Source organism: Burkholderia sp. Bp9015 (assembly GCF_003853505.1).
In the GTDB taxonomy this organism is placed as follows: Bacteria; Pseudomonadota; Gammaproteobacteria; order Burkholderiales; family Burkholderiaceae; genus Burkholderia.
Genome location: NZ_QTPZ01000051.1, coordinates 24278 through 45537 on the forward strand (window position 1 = coordinate 24278; position 21260 = coordinate 45537).

23 protein-coding genes are annotated in these 21260 nt (G+C 63.9%); 19 read left to right on the plus strand and 4 right to left on the minus strand.

What is annotated here, in order from left to right:
* Window positions 1–8 precede the first annotated feature (8 nt).
* The 5 genes from DIE12_RS34615 to DIE12_RS34635 all read left to right on the plus strand — a co-directional run bounded on the left by DIE12_RS34615 (window position 9) and on the right by DIE12_RS34635 (window position 2972).
* Window positions 9–419: a transcriptional regulator KorA gene (locus DIE12_RS34615; protein WP_260429071.1), complete on the plus strand. Its 411-nt coding sequence runs from the start codon at window positions 9–11 to the stop codon at window positions 417–419.
* Between the two features lie 85 nt (window positions 420–504).
* Entirely contained in the window at window positions 505–1566 is a 1062-nt protein-coding gene (locus tag DIE12_RS34620) for a replication initiator protein A (RefSeq protein ID WP_260429072.1), read from the plus strand.
* Between the two features lie 126 nt (window positions 1567–1692).
* On the plus strand, window positions 1693–2121 hold the full coding sequence (locus tag DIE12_RS34625; protein WP_124551532.1) for an antitoxin Xre/MbcA/ParS toxin-binding domain-containing protein: 429 nt from the start codon (window positions 1693–1695) through the stop codon (window positions 2119–2121).
* Window positions 2118–2591 (plus strand): RES family NAD+ phosphorylase, encoded by a 474-nt coding sequence (locus DIE12_RS34630; RefSeq protein WP_124551533.1) that lies wholly within the window; start codon window positions 2118–2120, stop codon window positions 2589–2591. Before DIE12_RS34625 ends, DIE12_RS34630 begins: the two co-directional genes overlap by 4 nt.
* A gap of 54 nt (window positions 2592–2645) precedes the next feature.
* Complete coding sequence (locus DIE12_RS34635; protein ID WP_124551534.1) at window positions 2646–2972, plus strand: hypothetical protein; 327 nt, start codon at window positions 2646–2648, stop codon at window positions 2970–2972.
* A gap of 429 nt (window positions 2973–3401) precedes the next feature.
* On the opposite strand, the gene DIE12_RS34640 is transcribed toward DIE12_RS34635, so the two are convergent.
* The 3 genes from DIE12_RS34640 to imuA are packed head-to-tail and all read right to left on the minus strand — an operon-like array spanning window position 3402 to window position 8673.
* Window positions 3402–6551, minus strand: coding sequence for an error-prone DNA polymerase (locus tag DIE12_RS34640; protein WP_124551535.1), 3150 nt, complete (start codon window positions 6549–6551; stop codon window positions 3402–3404).
* 6 nt (window positions 6552–6557) lie between these two features.
* The gene (locus tag DIE12_RS34645) at window positions 6558–8036 is read right to left on the minus strand and encodes a DNA polymerase Y family protein (protein WP_185641255.1); all 1479 of its coding nucleotides are present in this window, start codon (window positions 8034–8036) and stop codon (window positions 6558–6560) included.
* Window positions 7957–8673 carry a translesion DNA synthesis-associated protein ImuA gene (gene imuA / locus DIE12_RS34650; protein ID WP_124551536.1) on the minus strand — a complete coding sequence of 239 codons (717 nt, stop codon included), beginning with the start codon at window positions 8671–8673 and terminating at the stop codon, window positions 7957–7959. The genes DIE12_RS34645 and imuA overlap by 80 nt, the downstream gene beginning before the upstream one ends.
* A 196-nt stretch (window positions 8674–8869) precedes the next feature.
* Between imuA and DIE12_RS34655 the strand changes: the two genes are divergently transcribed.
* Complete coding sequence (locus tag DIE12_RS34655) at window positions 8870–9622, plus strand: SOS response-associated peptidase family protein (protein ID WP_124551537.1); 753 nt, start codon at window positions 8870–8872, stop codon at window positions 9620–9622.
* A 167-nt stretch (window positions 9623–9789) separates the two neighbouring features.
* Here the strand turns inward: DIE12_RS34655 and DIE12_RS34660 are convergent, their stop codons facing one another.
* Window positions 9790–10116 carry an H-NS family nucleoid-associated regulatory protein gene (locus DIE12_RS34660; protein WP_124551538.1) on the minus strand — a complete coding sequence of 109 codons (327 nt, stop codon included), beginning with the start codon at window positions 10114–10116 and terminating at the stop codon, window positions 9790–9792.
* 237 nt (window positions 10117–10353) lie between these two features.
* Between DIE12_RS34660 and DIE12_RS34665 the strand changes: the two genes are divergently transcribed.
* From DIE12_RS34665 to DIE12_RS34735, 13 genes are all read left to right on the plus strand, one after another.
* Window positions 10354–10824, plus strand: a complete 471-nt coding sequence (locus tag DIE12_RS34665; RefSeq protein ID WP_124551539.1) for a hypothetical protein — start codon at window positions 10354–10356, stop codon at window positions 10822–10824.
* A gap of 286 nt (window positions 10825–11110) precedes the next feature.
* Window positions 11111–11332 carry a hypothetical protein gene (locus DIE12_RS34675; protein WP_124551541.1) on the plus strand — a complete coding sequence of 74 codons (222 nt, stop codon included), beginning with the start codon at window positions 11111–11113 and terminating at the stop codon, window positions 11330–11332.
* A gap of 38 nt (window positions 11333–11370) precedes the next feature.
* The gene (locus DIE12_RS34680) at window positions 11371–11589 is read left to right on the plus strand and encodes a hypothetical protein (RefSeq protein WP_409364556.1); all 219 of its coding nucleotides are present in this window, start codon (window positions 11371–11373) and stop codon (window positions 11587–11589) included.
* A gap of 353 nt (window positions 11590–11942) precedes the next feature.
* Window positions 11943–12302, plus strand: coding sequence for a hypothetical protein (locus tag DIE12_RS34690; RefSeq protein ID WP_124551544.1), 360 nt, complete (start codon window positions 11943–11945; stop codon window positions 12300–12302).
* Between the two features lie 1437 nt (window positions 12303–13739).
* Window positions 13740–14009: a hypothetical protein gene (locus DIE12_RS34695; protein WP_124551545.1), complete on the plus strand. Its 270-nt coding sequence runs from the start codon at window positions 13740–13742 to the stop codon at window positions 14007–14009.
* 492 nt (window positions 14010–14501) lie between these two features.
* Entirely contained in the window at window positions 14502–16295 is a 1794-nt protein-coding gene (locus tag DIE12_RS34700) for a phosphoadenosine phosphosulfate reductase family protein (RefSeq protein WP_124551546.1), read from the plus strand.
* 22 nt (window positions 16296–16317) lie between these two features.
* Complete coding sequence (locus DIE12_RS34705) at window positions 16318–17211, plus strand: hypothetical protein (RefSeq protein WP_260429073.1); 894 nt, start codon at window positions 16318–16320, stop codon at window positions 17209–17211.
* A gap of 436 nt (window positions 17212–17647) precedes the next feature.
* Window positions 17648–18283: a hypothetical protein gene (locus DIE12_RS34710; protein ID WP_124551547.1), complete on the plus strand. Its 636-nt coding sequence runs from the start codon at window positions 17648–17650 to the stop codon at window positions 18281–18283.
* Between the two features lie 62 nt (window positions 18284–18345).
* Window positions 18346–18558, plus strand: a complete 213-nt coding sequence (locus DIE12_RS34715; RefSeq protein WP_124551548.1) for a hypothetical protein — start codon at window positions 18346–18348, stop codon at window positions 18556–18558.
* Window positions 18559–19033: 475 nt separating this feature from the next.
* Entirely contained in the window at window positions 19034–19537 is a 504-nt protein-coding gene (locus DIE12_RS34720; RefSeq protein WP_124551549.1) for a hypothetical protein, read from the plus strand.
* Window positions 19534–20067 (plus strand): hypothetical protein, encoded by a 534-nt coding sequence (locus tag DIE12_RS34725; RefSeq protein ID WP_124551550.1) that lies wholly within the window; start codon window positions 19534–19536, stop codon window positions 20065–20067. Before DIE12_RS34720 ends, DIE12_RS34725 begins: the two co-directional genes overlap by 4 nt.
* A 76-nt stretch (window positions 20068–20143) precedes the next feature.
* The gene (locus tag DIE12_RS34730; protein WP_124551551.1) at window positions 20144–20515 is read left to right on the plus strand and encodes a hypothetical protein; all 372 of its coding nucleotides are present in this window, start codon (window positions 20144–20146) and stop codon (window positions 20513–20515) included.
* Window positions 20505–20744, plus strand: coding sequence for a hypothetical protein (locus DIE12_RS34735; protein ID WP_124551552.1), 240 nt, complete (start codon window positions 20505–20507; stop codon window positions 20742–20744). Before DIE12_RS34730 ends, DIE12_RS34735 begins: the two co-directional genes overlap by 11 nt.
* The last annotated feature ends 516 nt before the right edge of the window (window positions 20745–21260 follow it).

Below are 21260 nucleotides of genomic sequence, written 5' to 3' on the forward strand. Positions count from 1 at the left end.
TTGCAACCTTGGCTACATTCCGCCTTTCAGCGAAGAATTTTTCAGCATTGGACTCCGCCATGCGGAATCATGCGCGCGAGTTCGGGACAAGACCGTTTGACGATGCCACTCGGGATATCGCGCGCGCCGTGATCGTAGAGGGGCGAGCGGCGGTAGAAGTTGCGGCCAAGTTCGGGGTTTCCCGGCAACGCGTGAATCAGCTGGTGAAGCGCTATTACGAGGCACTCCAGGACTCGGAGCTGACCGATGCAGACGTCCTCGTCTGGCTGAAGCAGGGATTCGAGGTTCCGAGCACGCTGATCGAACCGCTCGCGCGCTTTCTGGCGAAGGCGCAACGATCGAAAGACACGAATAAAGTCCAGTCGGCAGTCGCCGCCCTGATCAAGAATCTCGGCACGCAGACCAGCAAGCTGGAATGAAATACGGGGAATGTAGGAGAGAATGAGTACAGTCGACACCGAGAACAGCTACTCACCGAGGGGGCCAAGGGCCGGTAAATTGCCCATGATGACGCGACCGCCACTGAACCGCGGCCAAGGCGCCTCGCTGCGCGAGACGTCGGGCAACGTCGACGAGGTCATGTCATCGGAGGAAGCGGATTTCGACCCGGAGCAGTTGGAACTGTTCTTCGGCGAGCAGCTTGATCTCTCTTGGAAGCCCCGCGAGGACCTTCATTCTCTTGAGTTTCCTCTCTTTTCGCTGCAAAAGGGAAAGGACGCGCGAGTGCGCGTCTACCGCAACGGCGAGCAAGTCGTCAGGATCATCCCCAGCGGGGTGGGTGCGGCGAATATTTTCGACAAGGATCTGCTGGTCTACGCGGCCACGTTGATCTGCAAAGCGGCGGACGCTGATATCCCGGTTTCGCGCCGAGTCCGATTCAAGGTGCGCGATTTTCTCAAGTACACCCGTCGGAGCACCGGCGGCGCCTCGTACGAACGGATCGTCGATAGTTGCCGACGGTTGAAGGGCACCATCATCGAGACCAATTTCGACACGTCGCGGCCAGGCGCGAACGAATCGGGGATTCACGAGACGTTGCGCGGGTACGGGCTGATCCAGGAGTACACGGTGATCAGCTATACCGCCAACAGGAAGGGTGCGCTTGAGGTCGAGCTGGTGTTGTCGAGTTGGACATACGACTTGCTGCTAAGCCGGCGCATCCTCACCTTGCATCCCGGCTACTTCGACCTCGGCCAGGGGCTTGAGCGGCGCCTGTACGACCTGGCCAAGAAGCATTGCGGCGACAAGCTCTGGTTCAAAATTGGCCTCGAGAAACTGTATGGGAAGTCTGGTTCGGCTCAGGCGCTGAAGTACTTTCGCCGGGATCTCGTCGAGGCGATGAAGGCCGACAAGTTGCCCGAGTTCCACATTGCGCTCGACGACGAAAAGGCGATGGTGGTGTTCTTCCGGTGCGATCGAGACAATCGCCGGCAAGACGAGCAGCTCACGGCGAGCATTCATCGCGAATTGCTGTCCAAGAAGCTTTCGAAGTGGTACTACGCGCTGCGCCGATGGGATTCCGACGCACAGGACGTCTCCCAGTACGAATTGATCCCCGCTGCATAAGCCCTCTCCGCCACCAACAGGCCTTCCGGGGCGCCCTCTACAGGTGGTGCTTTCCCCCTTCCGCTTGCGTTTGGTATCAAGTGATCTATAATCGGGTATCACTTGATACCTTTTGAGGGCGTTCCCATGTTGCTCGTTACCCCTGAAGCGGTGGCCGGCGTGATGGAGCTTCAGCCGATCCCGCACTCGCTCGCCGAACTCGAAGCCCGGGTCCGCGACGGTTTGCCGAAGTCGGCTTTGCGCGCCGGCGTCGAACATGCAACCCACGGCGCGGACGCCAGGCGGGCCCTCCAGGCACGCATCATTCCCGAGGCCACTTACAAGCGCCGCCGGGATCGGCTCACGCCTGATGAATCTGAAAAGACCGAGCGACTTGCCCGAATCGTCGCCTCCGCCACCTACGCATGGAACGATGAGGAAGACGCGCGGGAGTTCCTGGCGACGCCTCATCCAGAGCTCGAGGGGCGCGCGCCGCTGGATGTCGCGTTGAGTGAGTTGGGCGCTCGGCGGGTCGAAGAGTTGCTGTGGAAGCTCTTTTACGGGCTTCCGGCATGAAGTTGTATCGGATAGCGGATACGCGGCACACGGTGTGGAGCGGGACTGGCGCGATGCTGGTCGGTGGGCGGTTCAACAGTCCTGGCCGGCCGGTGATCTACGCGGCGCTGACCTTTGCCGGTGCGATGCTGGAAGTGTTGGTGCACGCACGCATCGGAAAGGTCCCGAAGACCCACGGATGGGTCGAGGGGACTGTTCCCGATGACGTGGCAGTCGAGCGCCATACGGCCGAGTCGCTGCCGGCAGGTTGGGATGCGCCGGCGCCGCAATTTGCCCGCCGCTTCGGTGACGCATGGTTGACCGAAGCGCGCACGGCAATCCTGATCGTCCCCTCTGTTGTCGCCCGCGCCGAATTCAATGTGCTGGTGAATCCAGCGCATCCCGATGCGTCGCGGATTGTTGTGACCGATTCGCAACCGGTCGTGTGGGACGAACGCCTGTTTGTGATGCCACCGGCCGGACAGTCATAGACTACGGTGATGGTCTGCTAACCTAACTTCGCCCCCTTTGTCCTGGAGACAGGAATGGCTACGACGTTGATTTTGGTTTCGTTCGCACTCCCGCCTAGTTTTATACCCGAGGCGGTGCCGAAGCCGCTGGCGCTGTTCGTCGCGAATTGCGTTCCCGGTTTGACGAAGCATCAACTGCTCGCTCGGACGGCGAGACTTGGATGGAAGCCGACATGGGAGCCCATTCCAAAGCTGAAGCGCGGTGATATCGAAGCGTACGGTTTTGGGTTGACCGTCGACGGCTTGGGCGTCCCGCTGATCGCCCGCATGCGCAGGGCGGCAAAGGACGTGATCCCGGTCAAGGTTCCGGCGCGCGACCCGCGGCAGATGAGCCTGTTTTGACCGAGAAAAACGAAATGAGGCCCGCGCGCGCGGAAGTACATTCGCTGGATGCGCTCGAAGCAATCATCCGGTCGGTGCGGGCGGGGCTCGTCACGTTTGATGGTTGTCCGCAGGCAGGCAAGTCAACGGCCTACATTCATATTTGTGAAAGACTGGGCATTACCCGACTGGAAGTCGACGACTACCTAGTCCCGAATCGGGGAGAGTACGTCAAGGCATTGAGGGCGAGTGACCTATTGCGAACGCTTCAGGATGCCCATTCCCCACTCGATCTGCGAGACCCTGAGCTCGTTACGGATGCAATCGGGGGCTGTACATTCAGATTTGAGACGGTACAAATCACAGACATCGGTCCGCCCGTCGCAGACGACTAAGGGGTTACCGACTGTTCGCGCAACCAACGCGGACATACTCGCGTACGTCGACCTGTCAGCAAAACTCCCGCGCCGTCGTCGGCAGTTCCCCGAGTAGCTCAGACCGATCAACGAGCTTGCGCGCGATCAGGTGCCGCACCTTGCCTTCGGCCTGCCATACGCCATAGACAGCGAGCAGCGCAGCGCCGAGTGCTTCCTTCCGAAACTTCTCCAACAGACCGGGCCAGAGGATCACGTTCACCGTGCCTGTCTCGTCCTCGAGCGTCATGAACAGCACACCGTTCGCCGTGCCCGGCCGTTGCCGAACCGTGACCATTCCGCACGCGCGCGCGAGCTGGCCGCTGCGCAACGTCGCCAGCTGCTCGGCCGACTGCAGGTGATCCAGCGCGAGGCGATCGCGCAGCAGTGCCAGCGGATGCCGGCCGAGCGTGAAGCCCATCGCGCGATAGTCCGTCACGATCTCGTGGCCCTCCGATGCCTGAGGCAATGCCGGCACCGCGTCGTCACGTTCGGTGCCGCGCAGCAGATCTCTATCAGGCACGGCGGCGGCGGCCAGCCAGAGCGCGTCGCGCCGGTTATCGCCGGCGAGCGAGCGAAGTGCGTTCGCGCGCGCGAGCACCTGCAGGTCGTGCCGATCGAGCTGCGCGCGGCGCGCGAGGTCCGAGACGTCGACGAATGGTCGCGCTGCGCGTGCGAGCTCGATGCGGCCGGCGACGTCCTCGCGCATGCCGCGCAACAGCGAGAAGCCGAGACGCACGGGCGCCGACGTCGTCGGCCCTTCGATCGCCGAATCCCATGTGCTGACGTTGACGTCGACGGGCAGCACCTCAACGCCGCGGCGCCGCGCGTCCTGCAGCAACTGCGACGGCGTGTAAAAGCCCATCGGCTGACTGTTGAGCAGCGCGGCCAGGAACACGGCCGGCTCGTGTCGACGCAACCAGGCGCTCGAGTAGACAAGCAGCGCGAAGCTGGCCGCGTGGCTTTCCGGGAAGCCGTATTCGCCAAAGCCCTTGATCTGCGCGAAGATGGATTCCGCGAACTCGCGATCGTAGCCGCGCTCGAGCATGCCGCTCACCAGACGTTCGTGGTACGGCTCCAATCCGCCCTTGCGCTTCCATGCCGCCATCGCGCGGCGCAGCTGATCGGCCTCGCCGGCCGAGAAGCCGGCCGCCAGCATCGCGACTTGCATCACCTGCTCCTGGAAGATCGGCACGCCGAGGGTGCGCGCGAGCGCCTTCTCCATGCCTTCCGATGGAAACGTGACGGGCTCCAGCCCTTGGCGCCTGCGGAGAAACGGATGCACCATCCCGCCTTGCACGGGGCCCGGCCGCACGATCGCGACTTCGATCACCAGGTCATAGAAGCACTGCGGCCGCAGGCGCGGCAGCATCGACATCTGCGCGCGCGATTCCACTTGGAACACGCCCATGCTGTCGCCGTCGCACAGCATGTCGTAGGTCGCCTTGTCCTCGGCCGGGATGTCCTGCAACTCGAACGTCTCGCCGCGCTTCTCCGAGATCATGTCGAGCGCGCGGCGCACCATCGACAGCATGCCGAGCGCCAGGACGTCGATTTTGAGGATGCCGAGCGCTTCGATGTCGTCCTTGTCCCACTGGATGATCGAGCGATCCACCATCTTCGCGTTCTGGACTGGCACAAGGCGCGTGAGCTTGCCGCGGCTGATCACGAAGCCGCCCGAGTGCTGCGATAGATGCCGCGGGTAGCCGAGCAGCTGCGCGGCAAACGCGGCCCACTGCTGGTTCAGCGGCGCTTCAGGATCGAGGCCGGCCTCGGCAAACCGCTGCAGCAGATCGGCGCGCGAGTCGAACCAGTGATGCTGCTTCGCCACGCGCTCGACGATCGCCGGATCCACGCCGAGCGCCTTGCCGGCTTCGCGCAATGCGCTGCGCGGCCGGTACGTCGTGACGGCGGCCGTCAGCGCTGCGCGATCGCGGCCGTACTTGCGGTAGATGTACTGCATGACCTCTTCGCGACGCTGATGCTCGAAATCGACGTCGATATCGGGCGGCTCGTTCCGCTCCTTCGAGATGAACCGTTCGAACAGCATCGATTGTCGCGACGGATCGACCTCGGTCACGCCGAGGCAGTAGCAGACGGACGAGTTCGCAGCCGAGCCGCGTCCCTGGCACAAGATGCCTTGCTCGCGCGCGAACTGCACGATGTCGTAGACGGTCAGGAAATACGCCTCGTACTTCAGGTCAGCGATCAGCTGCAGTTCGTGCTCGATCTGCGCCTGGACGTCGACCGGGATGCCGGCGGGGAAGCGCCGCCGCGCGCCGATGTAGGTCTGCTCGCGGAGGTACGTCGCCGGGTCGCTGCCGGCCGGTACCAGTTCGTCGGGATACTCGTACTTCAGGTCGTCGAGGGAAAACGTGCAGCGCCGCGCGACGCGGATGGTTTCCTCGAGCGCGCCGGCGGGATAGAGGTTGGCGAGCCGCAGACGCGACCGCAGGTGACGCTCCGCATTCGGCGCGAGCTCGTACCCGCACTCCGATACGGGCCGACCGACGCGAATTCCCGTCAGCACGTCCTGCAGCGGTTTGCGCGATCGCACATGCATGAGCGGCCAGCTGGTGGCCACCACGGGCACGCCGTAGCGCGCGGCGACGCGCTCGACCACGCCGCGGTGAATGTCGTCCATGGCGCGTGCGTGCAGCGTCAGCGCGATCCATGCGCGATCGCCGAACACGCGCGCGAACCATTCGACCTGCGCATCGAGGCGCTGCTCATTGGCCGGGAAGTCGGGCGACAGGATCGCGATGCAGTCGGGCAGGCCGCGCAGGTGGGTGTACGGCGCTTCCGGGTGCTCGAGATCGAGCGGTGCCAGCCGGTACGAGCCTTTCTTGCTGCGCATGCGACCGAGCGAAATGAACTCGCAGAGGTTGCCGTAACCGTCGCGATTCATCGCCAGCGCGGTGAAGGCGAGCGCGGGCGAGCCGTCGGCGGCCGTCAGCCGAAAGTGCGAGCCGATGATCAGCGGCATGTTCGCCGCCTTCGCTTCGACGTGCGCGCGCACGACGCCGGCGAGCGAGCACTCGTCGGTGATCGCAATCGCGCTGTAGCCGAGCTGCGCCGCGCGCGCGACGTATTCCTCCGCGCGCGACGCGCCGTGCAGGAAGGAGAAGTCGCTTGCGACTTGGAGTTCAGCGTAGGCGGGCAGGGCGCCGAAATTGCCGGCGTTCATGATGGATCAGCCGAACAGGCCGTGCAGGAAGAAGCGCGCTTCGCTCTCGTCGCTGGCCGTCGGCCGCTCCTTGTAGATCCAGTAGCAGATGCCGTTGTCGTCCTCGGCGACGAAGTAGTCGCGCGTCACGGTCTGCCCGTCCTGCCAGCCACCTTCGATGCGCTCACCGGGCGATACCATGCGCAGCGGCGTGCCGTAGAACGGGCGATGCTGGCGCGTGAGCAGCGGCACCGGCTTGGCAAGCAGCCAGGCCGGGCGCGGCAGATCTGCCGGCAGCGGCGACGGCTTCGGCGCGTCGCGCATCGGTACCCATCGGGCGGCCGGCTCTGGACGGTAGTCGGCCATGGGAGCCGGGACGAGCACGTTCTCGGCGCCGAGCCGCGCAGTCAGCAGTTCGAGCAGCCGTGCGTGATCCTGCGGCGTGCCGCCGGGCTCCGGGAACAGCGAGTCGCTCGGCGCAGCCGCTTCCTGGACGCTACGGGCGATCAGGCGCACCGCAATCACGGGCCCGGCGAGCTCGACGTGGCCGAGTCGTTCCTTGACGAGCCGCGTGAGGTGTTCCTCGAAGCGGGTAGGGGCGCCCAACCCGATCTCGATCTCGGTCGGCGCGATCGCGTCCCGCCCGCGCTCATGCTCGAGCAGCAGTGCGAACGCGGCGACGTCCAGCTGCTTCGCGGTGAGCCAGCCCGTCAGCTGCAGGATCAGCCGGCGCGCGACGAACAGCAGCGCCTCGGCATGCTCCACACGGTCCATCAGCTCGACGCGCGTGTCGAACGACGGCGGCATTTCGAGCCAGTCGTAGGCGGCCGGCGCGGTGCCGGCGACCTGGTCGAGCCAATCGAGCAGCTGCGTGCCGCACCGCTTCTTCAGCCCGGCGCGCGGCAAGCGCTGCAGATCGGCGAGCGTTTCGCAGCCGAGATCCTCAAACCAGTTCGCGTAGCGCCGGGCGTCCGGCGCCACGACGAGCGGCACGCGCGCGAGTGCGCGGCGCAGCGATCGCGCGGACAGCGCGAGGCCGCCGCGCAGACCGCGGGCAACCATCCACGCGGCCGGCCCCGACGACGCGACGGATATCGCCGCGGTGACGCCGAACGACGCGACGACGTCGCGCACGCGCTGGCGCAGCGCGCGGATGCCGTGAAAGAGGCGCAGGCTCGCGGTCACGTCGAGCACCACCACAGCTTCCTCGGCGTCGACGACGCTCGGTGTGAACTGCAGGAGCGCATAGGCAACGCCGAGCACGAGCTCGCGCTCGCGCGCGGCGTCGCGCTCGCAGATCCGCGCGTCCGGCGCGAGGGACAGCACGCCCCCGCGGCGCATGCCGGCAACCACGCCGAGCGCACGCGCGGCGCGATCGAGCGCCACGACGCGGCCGCCCTCGAGCACGACGAGCCCGCGCGCATCGTCAGGCGACGGCGCCGGCGATCGCGGCCGGAACACTTCGAGGTTGAGGTGCGGCAGATGCACGCCGATCCAGACTTGCATGGCGGTTCAACAAAATCGGCGAGGGGGACAAGGGAACGAACAGGGGCGTGTCGCGTGCCGGCCCGCGACGCTTCACGAACGTGACGTCGATGCCGTCGCGTTTGGGCGTCAGCGCGAGCCGCAAGGGTGCCGGCGACGCGTCGCGCGCGGCGGCCACCGGCCGGAAGAGATAGAACAACGCCTGGCCGCTTTGCGCGGCCAGATTGAGCCGGCGTAACGCGTCCGCACGGACGTGCGGCTGCCAGAGCAGCACGGCAGCGCATGTGCCGGCACGCAGCGCCTGCTCGGCGGCCCACAGCGCGTCGGCCGTGCGCGGCGCCGGCAGTGTCACGAAGCCTGCCGGGTCGATGCCCCAATATGCGAGCGCCAGCGGTTGCAGCGCATGTGGCGGCTGGATCAGCATGACCGGTTTGCCGGCCGCGCGCGCGAGCACCGGCGCGAGCAGCCGAAGCTCGCCGATACCAGGCTGCGGCGCGAGCAGTTCGATCAGCGCGCCTGCCGGCCAGCCGCCGCCGGGCAGTTCGGCCGACAGCTCGGGATGACCGGTGTCGACGCCGCGCGTGCTCGATCGGGGCAGGCTCGATGCCTTCCAGAGACTCGGGTGTATGGCTTCCGGATGGGCGAGGGCGGGGTTCATGGGGTCGCTCACAAAATACTGTATAAACATACAGTGCTAGTGTAGCGCGAATTTTGGGAAATGCAGAAGCGCGTCGACGATCGCAGGCACGTAATCGGTGTCGCGTCGGCCGGCAAGCGCGGCTGAATCCCGCCGCGGGTGGCTTTGCTGGGCGTGCGGCGTATCATCGACAGGGAACGCAGAAAAAGGGGCTCGAATGTGCACGAATTACGTTGCGACGCAGCGCAGCCGATACGCGGCTCACTTCGCGATCGATCCACCGGCTGCTGATTGGCCGCCGGAGATCTTTCGCGACTACGCGGCCCCCTTCATCCGGCGCTCGGCCGACGGCGGTCGCGAGTCGCTGATGGGGACATTCGGCATCCGGCCGCGATCGAAGATCAAGGGCCACGACTTCGACACGATGAACGCGCGTAGTGAGACGGTCGGCGAGAAGGTGAATTTCAAGGATTCGTGGCTGAATTGCCGCTTGGCGCTGTTGCCAGCCGATGTCGTGTTCGAGCCGCGCTATCCGGCGCTACCGGATCTCGACGTGCCCAATCGGCCGGACGTCATCAATGCCGTCCTGAAGCAAAAGTCGGAGCGGTGGGGCATTCGCGTGGCGAACGACGAGCCGTTTGCGGTCGCCGGCATATGGCGCCGCTGGCCCGAGCCGGACGGAGGCGAAACGTTCGGCCTGTCCATGTTGACGGTCAATGCTGACGATCATCCGGTGCTGCGCCAGTTTCACCGGCACCTGAATGACGATGGCACGTTCAAGGAAAAGCGTGGTGTGGTGATCCTGCGTCCGGATCAATACGACGACTGGCTGAACTGCGAGGACCCGGAAGTCGCGCGCACGTTTCTGTCGCTGCTGCCACCCGACGAATATGCGGTTGCAGTTGCACCGCGGGCGTCGAAACGCAAAACGCCAATCGAGGGAACACCGAGCAATGGCTCGCTCTTTTGACAGCGCTTAATGCGGGATCCTGACGCCGCCGATGACCACGCATGCAGGCACTGGACGCATGGCTGCGCGGGCTCGTCATGCCATCGATTCAGATAGCGTTCCCAGCAGATCCAGCTTTCCTACCGGGTCGCGACCTTACTCCCGATCCTTAACCGGATCGCCGAACGTCACGCTCCCTTTTCGGGCCACCAGGGCTTCGCCGCTCGATCGACCAGATAGTCGTCGAGGTTCTTGCCTTCAAGCCATTTCGGAGGCGGCCCGAATCCTGACCATTCCTTACCCGACGATGGGTCATAGTACTTTGCAGCCGCGCGTCGTTTGCGCGGTCTGCGGAAGCCTGCCGCGGTGAGCAACTCCTCTTCAGTGATGCCGTACAGCGCGACTTGCTCGCCAATTGATTGGAGAGCCGTGCGCTTCTCATCTCGTTTTGCATCTGCAAGGCGGAGGTTCAGCTCGCGAAGCTGTGCTTGAAGTTCCTGAAGTGCGTGGGTCACGGTTCCTCATCGATACGGTCACGGAAGCGAAATGTTAGCGGATGTGCCGCGACACTCGGAACTCCCGATGACGCACTCTCGCCGCAGAGATCGGACCGACGGCCGTCGGTGGGTTGCGGCCGCGCCGAACTATCGGAGAATAAGAAAATAGAAACAGGCTTGTTATTGGCAAATAACCGGCCTATTATACGTTTCACCAACACAAGTAACGGTGGTGATATGGCGGAAAAAGATACGATGCTGGTCCTGACTAGCAAGAATATCGAGACGATGATCCAGGAACGGGGGTGCGGTCACTGGCGCGCGAACGCGCACTCGATCACGAAGTGCCGGTACTTGGTCGCTACGCGCAACCAACGGTCGGACTGGAAGCAAGGCGATGAAGGGCATGGCACTGCGTTCATGCTGGGCGAGATCAGCGGCGTCATTCCTGAGGGAAATCGCTTCATCGTTACGATGTCGCGCTACGCGCGCATCAGCGTGCCGGACGTCTGGACGCCCGGCGGTGCGAATCCGGTCCACTACGAAGTGTTCAGCGAACTGGGAATCGACCTCAAGAAGGTCAAGTGGGAAGCGTGGCCCAGCCCGGGCGAATACGCCCCTGATGAACAGGGCGTGCGTGCGTTGACTATCGCGGAAGCCAAGCAAGGGCTCGCGAAGACATTCGGCGTCGAACCCGATCAGGTCGAAATCACGATCAAGGGGTAGCCCGTGAACGAGCAGCGGAAGAGCATCGAACGCATACCAGTCGATGTCGCAAAGGCGATCTATCGACGGTCCGTCGATCCTCGCGCGAGCGATGCCGAAGGACCGATGTGGTGGGAGGAGGTCGCTGACGAAATCCGGGATGTCCTGGCCGCGCGAACGGTGCATGACGCGGCCGCCGTGATCGATTGGTGGCATCGCGATTGGTCACAGGTAGTGGATAGTCCAAAAGCGGCCGCTGCTCGAATTCGACAAGCGGCACGTGTACTGGGCTACCGAGGATAGATCGATGACAAAGAAAATCTGGAACTTGAAGTACGTCGTGGGCAACCCGCGCTTGTTCAAGAAAGTGATCGACGCGGCAGACAACCCTCGAACGCGGGCGGACGCAATGGCAGATGCCGAGAAGGTTGCTCAGAACGGCTGGCGCGTCTGGGTCGAGCATGCGAGGACCGGCACACGCATCTTCGAAAGCGACGAAGAGAAAACTCACCAACAGTCGCCAAAGTGAGAATGTGGACCGGGCAAACGGGCGAAATGAGAGTAACCGTGAAAAAAGACACCTTGGCCGATGGCCAGTACAGGGCAACATGCAGGGAGCGCAACCCCCTGTCCGCTGCCGCGAACGGACACAGTCTGGTATATCCCGAGGCACGCGTTATCGTCAAAGACGGTTGGGCGTTTTTCTATCGAGAGAATGTGGAGGTCTGGAACTGCAACGCGGCCTACGCGGCGGCAAACTTCAACATTCAGCAGGAACAAGGTTAATCGTGCCGACTCTACTCGAATGCCTTCATACGCTACCGCAAGATCTGGTGATGCGAGACCTTGCCGCAGTCCGCGACGAAGTTGCGACAGTCGGAGAACACATTCGGCGGCTCCATCACGATGAAAATGGGTACGAGTTACGGAAGGAGTCACGCAACTACGGTCGAAGTGAACTGATTGCGGTCGGCTTGATCGGCGGACCGGCCATGTATCGAGAGATCGGCTAGAGCGCATACGCGGACCCGTACGCCGAACCTGCTCGCCGCGAACCGGTGCGCGCCGGCGAAAGGAACTGCAATCGCCATCGCGCGCCCCCTCCGTAGGGTATGGGCTGCCCGAGAATGAGACCAGAAATGACCAAGTCGAACACCCCAAAGAATCGCCCAGTGCAGCGCGTCGAGGGCGTACTGTTCTACATTGCACTGCACGAAGATCGCTGGATTGAAACGATCGGCATCCCGTTCGAGCATCGAGGTCGAACCTGGGCGGTACACCGAAGCACGTTCGCTGAACCTGCATCTCCTGCGCTATATGCGGTATCCGACGTGGAGACGGGACGTAGCATCGGCCGCATTATGGAAGGGTCGATCGAGGCGGCGAAGGCAATCGCGATCGAAAAAATCAATTCCGCTGCACCGGAACAATGGAAAGAGTTTCTTCAGGCCGCCCAGCCAAAGCAAACGCGCTCGCGTGCGAAGGCAACCGCGGCGTGATGACCGATCCGACCAGAAGGATCACCGCTTCGTGATGGGATTGCTTCAGGGCGTCTTTCGCACCACCGCGGATTGAGCGATGCAATGCCCGCGTGACGACTCGACAGGGTGTCTATCGGACCACTGAGATGAGGCGTCTATCACGCCACCTTCTCGCGCGATTGAAGGCCCGCTGAAGTGTCGATCACACCACCGGTCGGCGCGTCGATCGCACCACCGAGGCAGAAGGCAACATTCTTTCAATGGCTTACGCAGTAAGGCACCCAGCCACGGAATGCGTTGGAGCGGCACGCATATGCCATGTGTCCGGCGAATTTTTGTGGTGTCTATTGGACCACCCGCACGGATTCTGTGGATAAATCGGCATGCTGTGCGTCTATTGCACCACCGTGCGCGTCTATCGCCCCCTCGAAGCGCGTCTTTTGCACCACCGGCCACGTGTCTATCGGACCACCCGATGGCCCCGTATGCCTTATCCACCGGCCTTTTGCCGGCGTGTAAACGCGCGCGCGGTTAACCGATTTTTTTAACTTAGTTTTAACTCCGGGATGGAACGGCCCCACCCTCGGTGAGGGGGGGCTCCAAGGAGCCCCCCCGGCCGGGTTCGCCGGCTAAAGCCGGCCCCACCCACCCGGCCCCACCCCCCAACTGCAATATCGTGGCCCCTACGGGGCTTGGAAACGAAAAACCCACGGTCCGCCAACGCATACGCGCGGCAGGCACTAAGGCGCCGGCGTGCCTACGGCCCGCCAGCCCCTAAGTGCGCGTAAAAGATCACCGGGGTGGCACGCCACCCCGGTGATCAACGCGCTCGTGGGCTCGCCCACTGCCGGGACCCGACATCAGTTAGCGATCGCCTACCCCAAGTTTTGCAGGGAAGGGGGTTCCTCACTGGATATTCGGCCCTTGGACGCGCATAGAGCGTCTAGGCGAGGTCGGTGAGGGGCAAACAGGGATCCGCGGCCTGAAGCGGTGGCAACCGGTCAGCGGGCCCATTAGCGAATGGTCGGGAAGCAGGTCGGGCCAACGCAAGACCGCCGAGCAGGCCCGGCGGCCAATCAGCTTGAAGGCGGTCCGATGCAGCATCGCGCACCGGGCGCAAGCGATCGCGAGGGCCGCGATCGTCGAGTGTGAGGCCCGTCGTGAGCCGCAGCGGCAGCCAGAATAGCTCAACGACGATGGTGGCCGCACAAAGCCAAAGGCCCGCTTGCGCGGGCCTTCGACTGCCTTTGGGAAAGAGAACTGCTACAGATGGCCCTGGTCGTCAGGGTCCAGTAATTAAACCGTACAACAGGGCGCTTTGCAACACACGCTTAAAATATTTTCCACTTAATTAGGTGGTTTAAATTAATTTCTGTGACCGTTCGGGATCTGCAGCCCGCGGTGGTGTGATGTACGCGGCGCCAGTATACTTGCCGGGCCATTTCCCGCAGTGTCATGACCCGAACACTTCCACAACCTTTCGTTGATGCCCTAGCTGTCCTCGACGCCAGCACCGACAGTCGTAGCGAGTCGCTGCTCGACGTGCTCGCGTCTATCGTGCACCCCGACATGATCTGCAGCCTATTCGACGTTTGTGCGCTCGAGGCTGACTTGAAGAATCTCGCATTGGGCTGCATCGCCTATGCCCTCACCAGCGGACTCACCCCCGAGCAATCCGCAGCGATTTACGCGGTAGTCGAGCCGAAGATCACCGGGCGCTTCTAGCCGCGGATCCGCAATCCGAATCAGCCGCCGCGCGGCGGACTGGTTCACCAGTCCACCCGTACCGCGCGCCGGTATCCGATGTACGCGCCGTCCTACCGTCCTGCGCACCGAAAAACCCACATCGTGTCACGCGGCCGCGCTCGCGCTTGCCGCGTGAAAGGGCGCTCGCCGCGCGGCGTTCCGTCTCGCGCGCGACCTGACGCTCCCGACCTCCCCGTCCCCCTCGTTCGCCGTCCATCACCGCGACTGTACCTGCGGCCTGCGCACCGTCAAGGCGTGCGGGGCCGTGTCAGTCGCTGCGCTCCATCCCGCACCACCCCGCGCGTCTTTCCTTGACGCTGCTTCGGTCCTCGCTCCGATCGTCGCGGGACGACGAACTCAGGGGAACGGCGGCAGCTGCGAAGCGCGGCCCGCCGACTCGACAGAACGGCATACGCCGGGACTCGGAATCTACGGGCCCGGCGCCATCAGCAACGTGCGGACAGAGCGACCATGCAGACGATCGAATTGTTTCCTCTTCATCAAATCCGGCCGACGCTGGATCAACGGGTCGAGCGGGCCGTTGCGACCTTGCGCCAGCTGTTCGAAGAGCGCCGAATCGCGATCTGCCAGTTCAGCGCCGGCAAGGATAGTGGGGTCGTCGTCGCCCTCGCACTCGAAGCAGCACGACGACACGCGGCTGATGGGGGGGAGGCGCTTGTCTGCGTCGTTACCGCCGACACGGGCATCGAGTCGCCCGAGATGGCTGAGCATGCCCAACGCGAGCTGGCGAAGATGCTTGTGTATGGCAAAGAGCACAACTTCGGTGTCCATGTGCAGACCGTCACGCCATCATTGGCCACGTCCTGGCAGGTCACCATTCTCAGTGGACGTGCGCTACCGAGCTATGCCGGAACGAACTCGGATTGCTCAGTAAGCCTCAAGATCGAGCCGTCGAGAGTCTTCCGAAACCAACTCGCCCGCGCTGCGAAACAGCAGGGGTATGCCGAACCGGTCGTGTGCCTGGGGTCAAGGTTTGCGGAAAGCACAAAGCGAAACGCCGGGATGCAAGCTCGTGGAGACCGCGCTGAGACGCCGGTGCGCAACGATGAGGGCGACCTGACGCTCTGTGTCATCGCTGACTGGGAAACTGAAGACGTCTGGGAGTACATCGGCGAAGTGACGTCAGGTCTCCGTTCGACCTACACCGACTTCCGGGAAACGTCGCGGATCTACGCACACGCTGGAAACAGCAGCTGCGCGATCGTCTCCGACCTTTCATTTGAAGAGGCAACGGCCGGGAAGCGAAAACGCCGCGGCCATTGCTCCGCCAGGACCGGATGCTGGGCATGCCAGCAGGCGGAGGACCGCTCGCTCGAAGAGATGATCAACTTTGATGAGGAACGCTATGCGTACGCGCGTGGACTGAATCGACTCAACAAGTTCATCCGCTCGATTCGGTACGACTGGAACCGCCGGAACTGGGTCGGTCGTACGATCCACGAGGGGTACATCTGCGTCGAGCCGGACACCTTCAACGCAGCCACAGTGCGCGAACTCGTGCGCTACATGATGACGATCGACCGGGACGAACTGGTGCGCGCGAAGCGGGCCGGATCGAAGCCGAAGTTCCAGACTTTGCCCCTGACGATGATGATCGCCGTCGATGCCATGCAATCGCTTCAGGGCCTGGCTGCGCCGTTCGCCGTGTGGGCTGACTATCGCGATATCCACATCAACGGCGTCCGCTACGACGTGCCGGACCTGATTCCAGTGGCGCCGCAACCGATGCCGGAACCGATGTTCCTGCATGTCGGCAAGGACTGGGACGACACCGCAGACCAGTGGACCGGGTTTAGAGATCCACTGTTTGAGGCGTTGACGGAAGACTCCCCGTGCGCCCGCAAGATTCTTCACTTCAGGGACGGGCGTACCACTTGGGAGGTCACGACCGGCAAGAGATTCGAGGTCGACGAGGAATCGGCCGAAATGATCCTCGACTTCGAGTTCGAACGTCTGGTTGAAATGCACGACCGCGGCTTCTTCCCGGGCGGCATCACGGCGGGGTACCGGTGGTACCTCAACTACGGCACGCTGACCTTGGCAAGTGCACAGCAACGAGAACACGACGATATCGCGCGCCGGACCGACTTCAAGGATCGGCTGGGGTTGACGCTCGACTATGACGTCACGGATCTGCTCGGTCGCGCGGTGCGATATAGCGCATTGCCGGCGCCAGCACGCGCGGCCTGGGCGCACAAGGCAACGACGTCCGGCGCCCAGGTCGACCTGCCGTTCGCGGCTTGAGCAAATGATCGTAGGAGCCGCTATGCGAAATCGACACCATGAAGACGACACGCTGTGCAACCAATTACCCGCTACCGAGGTCGGGTCAGCCCTGCCGGCCTGGGCGCGGCCGTATGCGTTTGGCGATCGAATTGGATGGGCCCAGGCTGTTACGGCGTACTCGCAGTACTACTGCGTGGATGGGGCGGCGGACGACGATCTGTCGATCGACGAACGCCTGACCATGCACCGTGGGGCGCTGATCGGGTATGCAAGCCGGACCGGAACGAAGCGGAATCTCGCGGCGCTCCGGGCCGCGGACTGGCGACTGCTTGTTTCCGCGACCGGCGTGCTGCGCACCGAGGGGATGCGGTACGCGCTCGACAACGGTGCCTGGACTGCGTTCCAGCAAGGCCGGCCCTTCGACGAGGCGGCCTTCTTGCATGCGCTCGACAGGGTCGGACAAGGGGCCGACTGGGTGGTGGTGCCGGACATCGTCGCCGGGGGCCTGCGGTCGCTCGACTATTCATTGACGTGGCTGGAGCGGTTGCGGGGCTTTCCAGGCCAGCTGCTGATCGCGGTTCAGGACGGCATGGAGATCGACGACGTTCGGGACTTGCTGTCGCCAGTCGTCGGCGTCTTCGTTGGAGGGTCAACCGCTTGGAAAGAGGCGACCGCGGGAGCATGGGGATCGGTCGCTCGCCGACGCAACTGCTACCTGCACGTCGGGCGAGTGAACTCGGTTCGCCGCATTCGGATCAGTGCTGCAGCTGGCGCCAATAGTATCGACGGCACGAGCGCGAGCCGCTTCGCGTTGTCGCTCCCGCCGCTCGATGCCGCGTCGCGGCAGGCCGACATGTTCTCGGCCTCCCACGAAACGCTGGACGCGGCCCGCAAGGCGTCCGAACACCTGAGCCTCGAGGACCTGCTTCGGTAGCGTCGAGGCCCAACGCTGAGATCGGTTCACCGCCCTTGCACAAGGGCGCTGCCGGAAAGAAGTGTCGCTCCGCGGCGCATGCGCGCGCTGCGCGAGAGGGCGCTCGCCGCGCGGCGTCCAGGCTCGTCACGGGGCACGCACTGTCGACAACCCCGTCCCCCTGGTTCGCCGTCCATTCCCGCGACCGTAGCGTCGGCCTCTACCGCGTCAAGGCGCGCGGGGCCGTGTCAGTCGCTGCGCTCCATCCCGCACCACACCCCGCGCTTGTCTCCTTGACGCGTCGCCGGCGCGCCGCTCGAGGCGTCGCGGGACGACGAACTCAGGGGAACGGCGGCAGCTGCGAAGCGCGGCCCGTCGACTCTCCAGAACCCTTCACGCCGGGACTCGGAATCTAAGGTTCCGGTCAGCCCTTCACCACTTCCTTCAGGAGTCGCAAATGCAAGCTGAATTGACGCTGTCGCCGGTATCGCCCATTGAGGCGCGCGTTGAACGTGTGTTCGAGGCGATGAGCCGGATCATTGATGCACCTGACAGCCGACTGCAGCACTACCGGGCCGACTTCTACTCGCACGATCGCGCCTACCTCTCTCGCACCCGTGCGACAGGGACCTACGGTTGGATCGTCCGCGAAAGCGGGACGCATCTTGTTCAGCTCGGTCACCATCCGAGGATGCATGACGAGCTCGACGCGGCGCTTGCACTTACCCGTGATCTCGATTGCTACCTCGTCGACGCCGGTCGGCAATGCGTTACGCACGTGGACCCGACGGCACTGCGCGCCCGCATGGCCCGGCTTCAGTACACCGTCGTTGGAGCAGGCGTTTGGCGCGGCGAGCAGCGGATCGCATCCCTCGACATTCAGATCACGCCATGGGCCTACCGGGAAGCCCAAAAGGGGATCGTCAGCATCGCTTCGACGGGACCATCGCTCGGCCTGGAAGACTTCGTTGCATTGGTTCAGATCGCCGAGTGCGAGGTGATCAGGAAGTCCCAGTCGCTTTTCACCCCCGTTCGATCGGTGACCCTCGATGCGTCCGACCTCTACGAACGCATCGCAGCTTGCACCGCATAAGCAGTGAGTCGCAGTGCCCGACACCTGTGTCGGGCGATCTCAATCCCGCCACGAGGACAACCATGATGAATCAAACAATCGACCTGGCCGATGTGCGCAAGTTGGCCGACGACGGCTACACGATCGTCGAATACCGGATAGACCTCCCATCGCCGTTCGTCGTCGTCGCCGATCCGGTCGCCTGTATGAGTGGCATCGCATGCTGGAAGGAGTGGGTTGCCGTGACACTCCGCACGCGCGACCAGGTCATGCGATTCCTGTTGGCTCGCTCGTAACAAGCGCCCCGGGTCGGCGGGGCCGACGTCGCCATCCAGCCGGTTCGTGACAAGCCCGCTTGCCACGAACCGGTTGAAAGGAAGGGGGCCGCTCCAGGGCTTCGCCCGGCGCTTGCCGCCCAATCCAGTCGCTCCGCTGCGCTGCGCGAATAGGCGCTGCCCGCGCGGGCCTTTCGCGCGATCGCAGCTCACGCGTTACGCGCCGTCCCCCGTCATCGCCCAGTCCTGCGACCGTAGTCCTCGTCAGCTTCGCGTCAAGGCGTGCGGGGCCGTGTCAGTCGCTGCGCTCCATCCCGCACCACCCCGCACTTGCCTCCTTGACGCCATGCCTCCTCGGACTGCCGGAGTCGCAGGGCGATGAACTCAGGGGAACGGCGGCAACGCTGCGAACCGGGTCAGCGTCCGCCGAAAGGAAACCCCTACGAAGGGCTCCAAATCTTGGGGCCCGGTCAGCAAAAATCAAAGGAGCTATGCCATGACACGACGCGCAACGAAACCCCAACTGCATGCCTTGCTGTACGTCGAACAGGACCACAGCGTGATCGAGCTCGTCGCTGAGATTCAGCGCGCGGTGGTTAGCGCGGTGGGCTACGAGTATCTGGGTACGATCGAATTGCGCGCCCACGTCAATCGGGACCATGCAGCGGCATTCGGCCATCGCGTCGTGTTGAACAGCGTCAACCCGGAGTTGGGCGAGTTGCGCGCGGCGGTGCGCAAGATCGAACGCATGCAGCAGCGCATGCGCAAGATCGACAACGAGCAGGGAGAGGCACCGACCTTTGCCGAATACGTCCGGCGCGGCGTACAGGCGGCCGGCGTCGGCATCGTGCACGTCGCGCGCGATGCGGCCGGACGCCCCCGGAACGCATCGAACTACATCACCGTGCGTGCCGATGACGACAACGCGCTTATCGATACCGCCGCACGCCTTGAAGCAATTGCGCTGATGCTGTTCGGCCGTCGTGTGGAGGCAGCATGACCGCACAACTGGTCGAACGATGGGAAGGCGGTGGCAAGCATGGTCACTATCAGATCGATGTCGAGCGATTCGAATCGCGGCCGGGCGTTCCGTTCTTCAACATCCGTAAGTCGCACGGTGGCCGTGCATACGATTCGGTTGTCGTCCGGTCGCCGTCGGAAGCACGGCAACGCATTCAGCACACCGTCGATTGGGGGCTGGCGATCGGGCCGACTCAGTACAAGCGCACCTACCGAGATGCGCACCTCGCGCCGGTGGATCGTGACCCCATGCCCGTGCTGACGGTACAGCCGAACCAGCACGAACAGGCAGCGAAGCTCGGCCTTTTCCTCGTCAACCGAACCGGGCAATGCACCGGGAAGTGGCGCGGCAAGCTGCTGGCGGCTGAACAGCGTGCGTTACTGGGACGCTATTTCGGCCGAGGCACGCTGATCATCGACGGTGCGCGTGAGCGCATCCGGTATCAGGTCGAGCGCCTTTTCGGCGGCGCAGTCGCGACCAAGGCAGATCTTGCGTGGTCCGAGCTGTAAGTGGCCAACACATTGCGTTGAAAGTGATTGAACTCGCGAGCGTCGCAGGCGGCGCTCGTATTCCAAAGCAACGATCATGAACCAAGCCATTTTATATAGAGTGACGCTGCCGCTCACGTTGCCGCTCCATACAGAGGAGCCGATTCGCCGCGCGCAGATTCGAGTGCTGCTCGTCACCATCGTGACCGACGCCCTCCGCGCCTGGCGATGCGCGCCCCGTAGGACATGGAACGATATCAGCCGTCTCGTTCTGCGTCAGTTGGGAACTTTGGACCGGCTCTATCCAGATGCCGGGATTCTCGACGCGCGTCTCTGTGACACGACGGTGCGCTTTTTCGCGGCGAACGTCGACGCGACCATTACGGGGTTCGGCCGCCGTGAAGGGGATTTACCGTCGGCCACAACTCTCCGATTGATGCGTAAGGTTCGAGGCGATGATGACCGATAAATCGAGGCCAACACCCGGCACCGTGAGGGACAAGATCAACCCCCAGCTTTGGGTAGGCCTCGACCCGGAGATCATGTCGTGCGACGCGGATTCGCACGTCGGCAACGCGTGCGTGCGCCTGCTCAACCTGTTCGAGCGCATCCTGGCTAGCGATGAGCTCGAGTCCAGCTACCGGTGGAGCTTCACGCGTGACGCACTCGACCAGTGCCGTATCTGGTACTTCGGCTAGCGAGCGTGCTGCGTCAGCCAACGGCGGCCCGCTTCGGCGGGCTTTTTACATGGAATCGACAGGGGAGCCAGCCGGGCCGCCGCACCTTTCGCGCCGGCCGGCGATGCCGCCCGTCACGCAAGCCGCGCACGCGGCGGCCCGGTGACCAGACGCTCCCGCTCTTGGGGCGGCGCCGCGTCCCGCGGACTTGCCCCGGCGCAGGCCATCCCCACCAGCCTCGCATCGCTCCTGGCGTCGCGCCGCTCGGATAGCGCGCTCGCCGCGCGGGGCGTTCACGCTCGTCACGTGACACGCACTGTCGACAACCCCGTCCCCCTCGTTCGTCGTCCATTCCCGCGACCGTAGCGTCGACCTCTACCGCGTCAAGGCGCGCGGGGCCGTGTCAGTCGCTGCGCTCCATCCCGCACCACACCCCGCGCTTGCCTCCTTGACGCGTCGCCGGCTCGCCGCTCGAAGCGTCGCGGGACGACGAACTCAGGGGAACGGCGGCAGCTGCGAAGCGCGGCCCGCCGACTC

Bases quoted from the DNA above. Each gene is read 5' to 3' on its own strand.
- DIE12_RS34620 (WP_260429072.1), top strand. From the start codon at position 505: ATGATGACGCGACCGCCACTGAACCGCGGCCAAGGCGCCTCGCTGCGC.
- DIE12_RS34625 (WP_124551532.1), top strand. From the start codon at position 1,693: ATGTTGCTCGTTACCCCTGAAGCGGTGGCCGGCGTGATGGAGCTTCAG.
- DIE12_RS34630 (WP_124551533.1), top strand. From the start codon at position 2,118: ATGAAGTTGTATCGGATAGCGGATACGCGGCACACGGTGTGGAGCGGG.
- DIE12_RS34635 (WP_124551534.1), top strand. From the start codon at position 2,646: ATGGCTACGACGTTGATTTTGGTTTCGTTCGCACTCCCGCCTAGTTTT.
- DIE12_RS34640 (WP_124551535.1), bottom strand. From the start codon at position 6,551: ATGAACGCCGGCAATTTCGGCGCCCTGCCCGCCTACGCTGAACTCCAA.
- DIE12_RS34645 (WP_185641255.1), bottom strand. From the start codon at position 8,036: ATGCAAGTCTGGATCGGCGTGCATCTGCCGCACCTCAACCTCGAAGTG.
- imuA (WP_124551536.1), bottom strand. From the start codon at position 8,673: ATGAACCCCGCCCTCGCCCATCCGGAAGCCATACACCCGAGTCTCTGG.
- DIE12_RS34655 (WP_124551537.1), top strand. From the start codon at position 8,870: ATGTGCACGAATTACGTTGCGACGCAGCGCAGCCGATACGCGGCTCAC.
- DIE12_RS34665 (WP_124551539.1), top strand. From the start codon at position 10,354: ATGCTGGTCCTGACTAGCAAGAATATCGAGACGATGATCCAGGAACGG.
- DIE12_RS34675 (WP_124551541.1), top strand. From the start codon at position 11,111: ATGACAAAGAAAATCTGGAACTTGAAGTACGTCGTGGGCAACCCGCGC.
- DIE12_RS34690 (WP_124551544.1), top strand. From the start codon at position 11,943: ATGACCAAGTCGAACACCCCAAAGAATCGCCCAGTGCAGCGCGTCGAG.
- DIE12_RS34695 (WP_124551545.1), top strand. From the start codon at position 13,740: ATGACCCGAACACTTCCACAACCTTTCGTTGATGCCCTAGCTGTCCTC.
- DIE12_RS34700 (WP_124551546.1), top strand. From the start codon at position 14,502: ATGCAGACGATCGAATTGTTTCCTCTTCATCAAATCCGGCCGACGCTG.
- DIE12_RS34705 (WP_260429073.1), top strand. From the start codon at position 16,318: ATGCGAAATCGACACCATGAAGACGACACGCTGTGCAACCAATTACCC.
- DIE12_RS34710 (WP_124551547.1), top strand. From the start codon at position 17,648: ATGCAAGCTGAATTGACGCTGTCGCCGGTATCGCCCATTGAGGCGCGC.
- DIE12_RS34715 (WP_124551548.1), top strand. From the start codon at position 18,346: ATGATGAATCAAACAATCGACCTGGCCGATGTGCGCAAGTTGGCCGAC.
- DIE12_RS34720 (WP_124551549.1), top strand. From the start codon at position 19,034: ATGACACGACGCGCAACGAAACCCCAACTGCATGCCTTGCTGTACGTC.
- DIE12_RS34725 (WP_124551550.1), top strand. From the start codon at position 19,534: ATGACCGCACAACTGGTCGAACGATGGGAAGGCGGTGGCAAGCATGGT.
- DIE12_RS34730 (WP_124551551.1), top strand. From the start codon at position 20,144: ATGAACCAAGCCATTTTATATAGAGTGACGCTGCCGCTCACGTTGCCG.
- DIE12_RS34735 (WP_124551552.1), top strand. From the start codon at position 20,505: ATGACCGATAAATCGAGGCCAACACCCGGCACCGTGAGGGACAAGATC.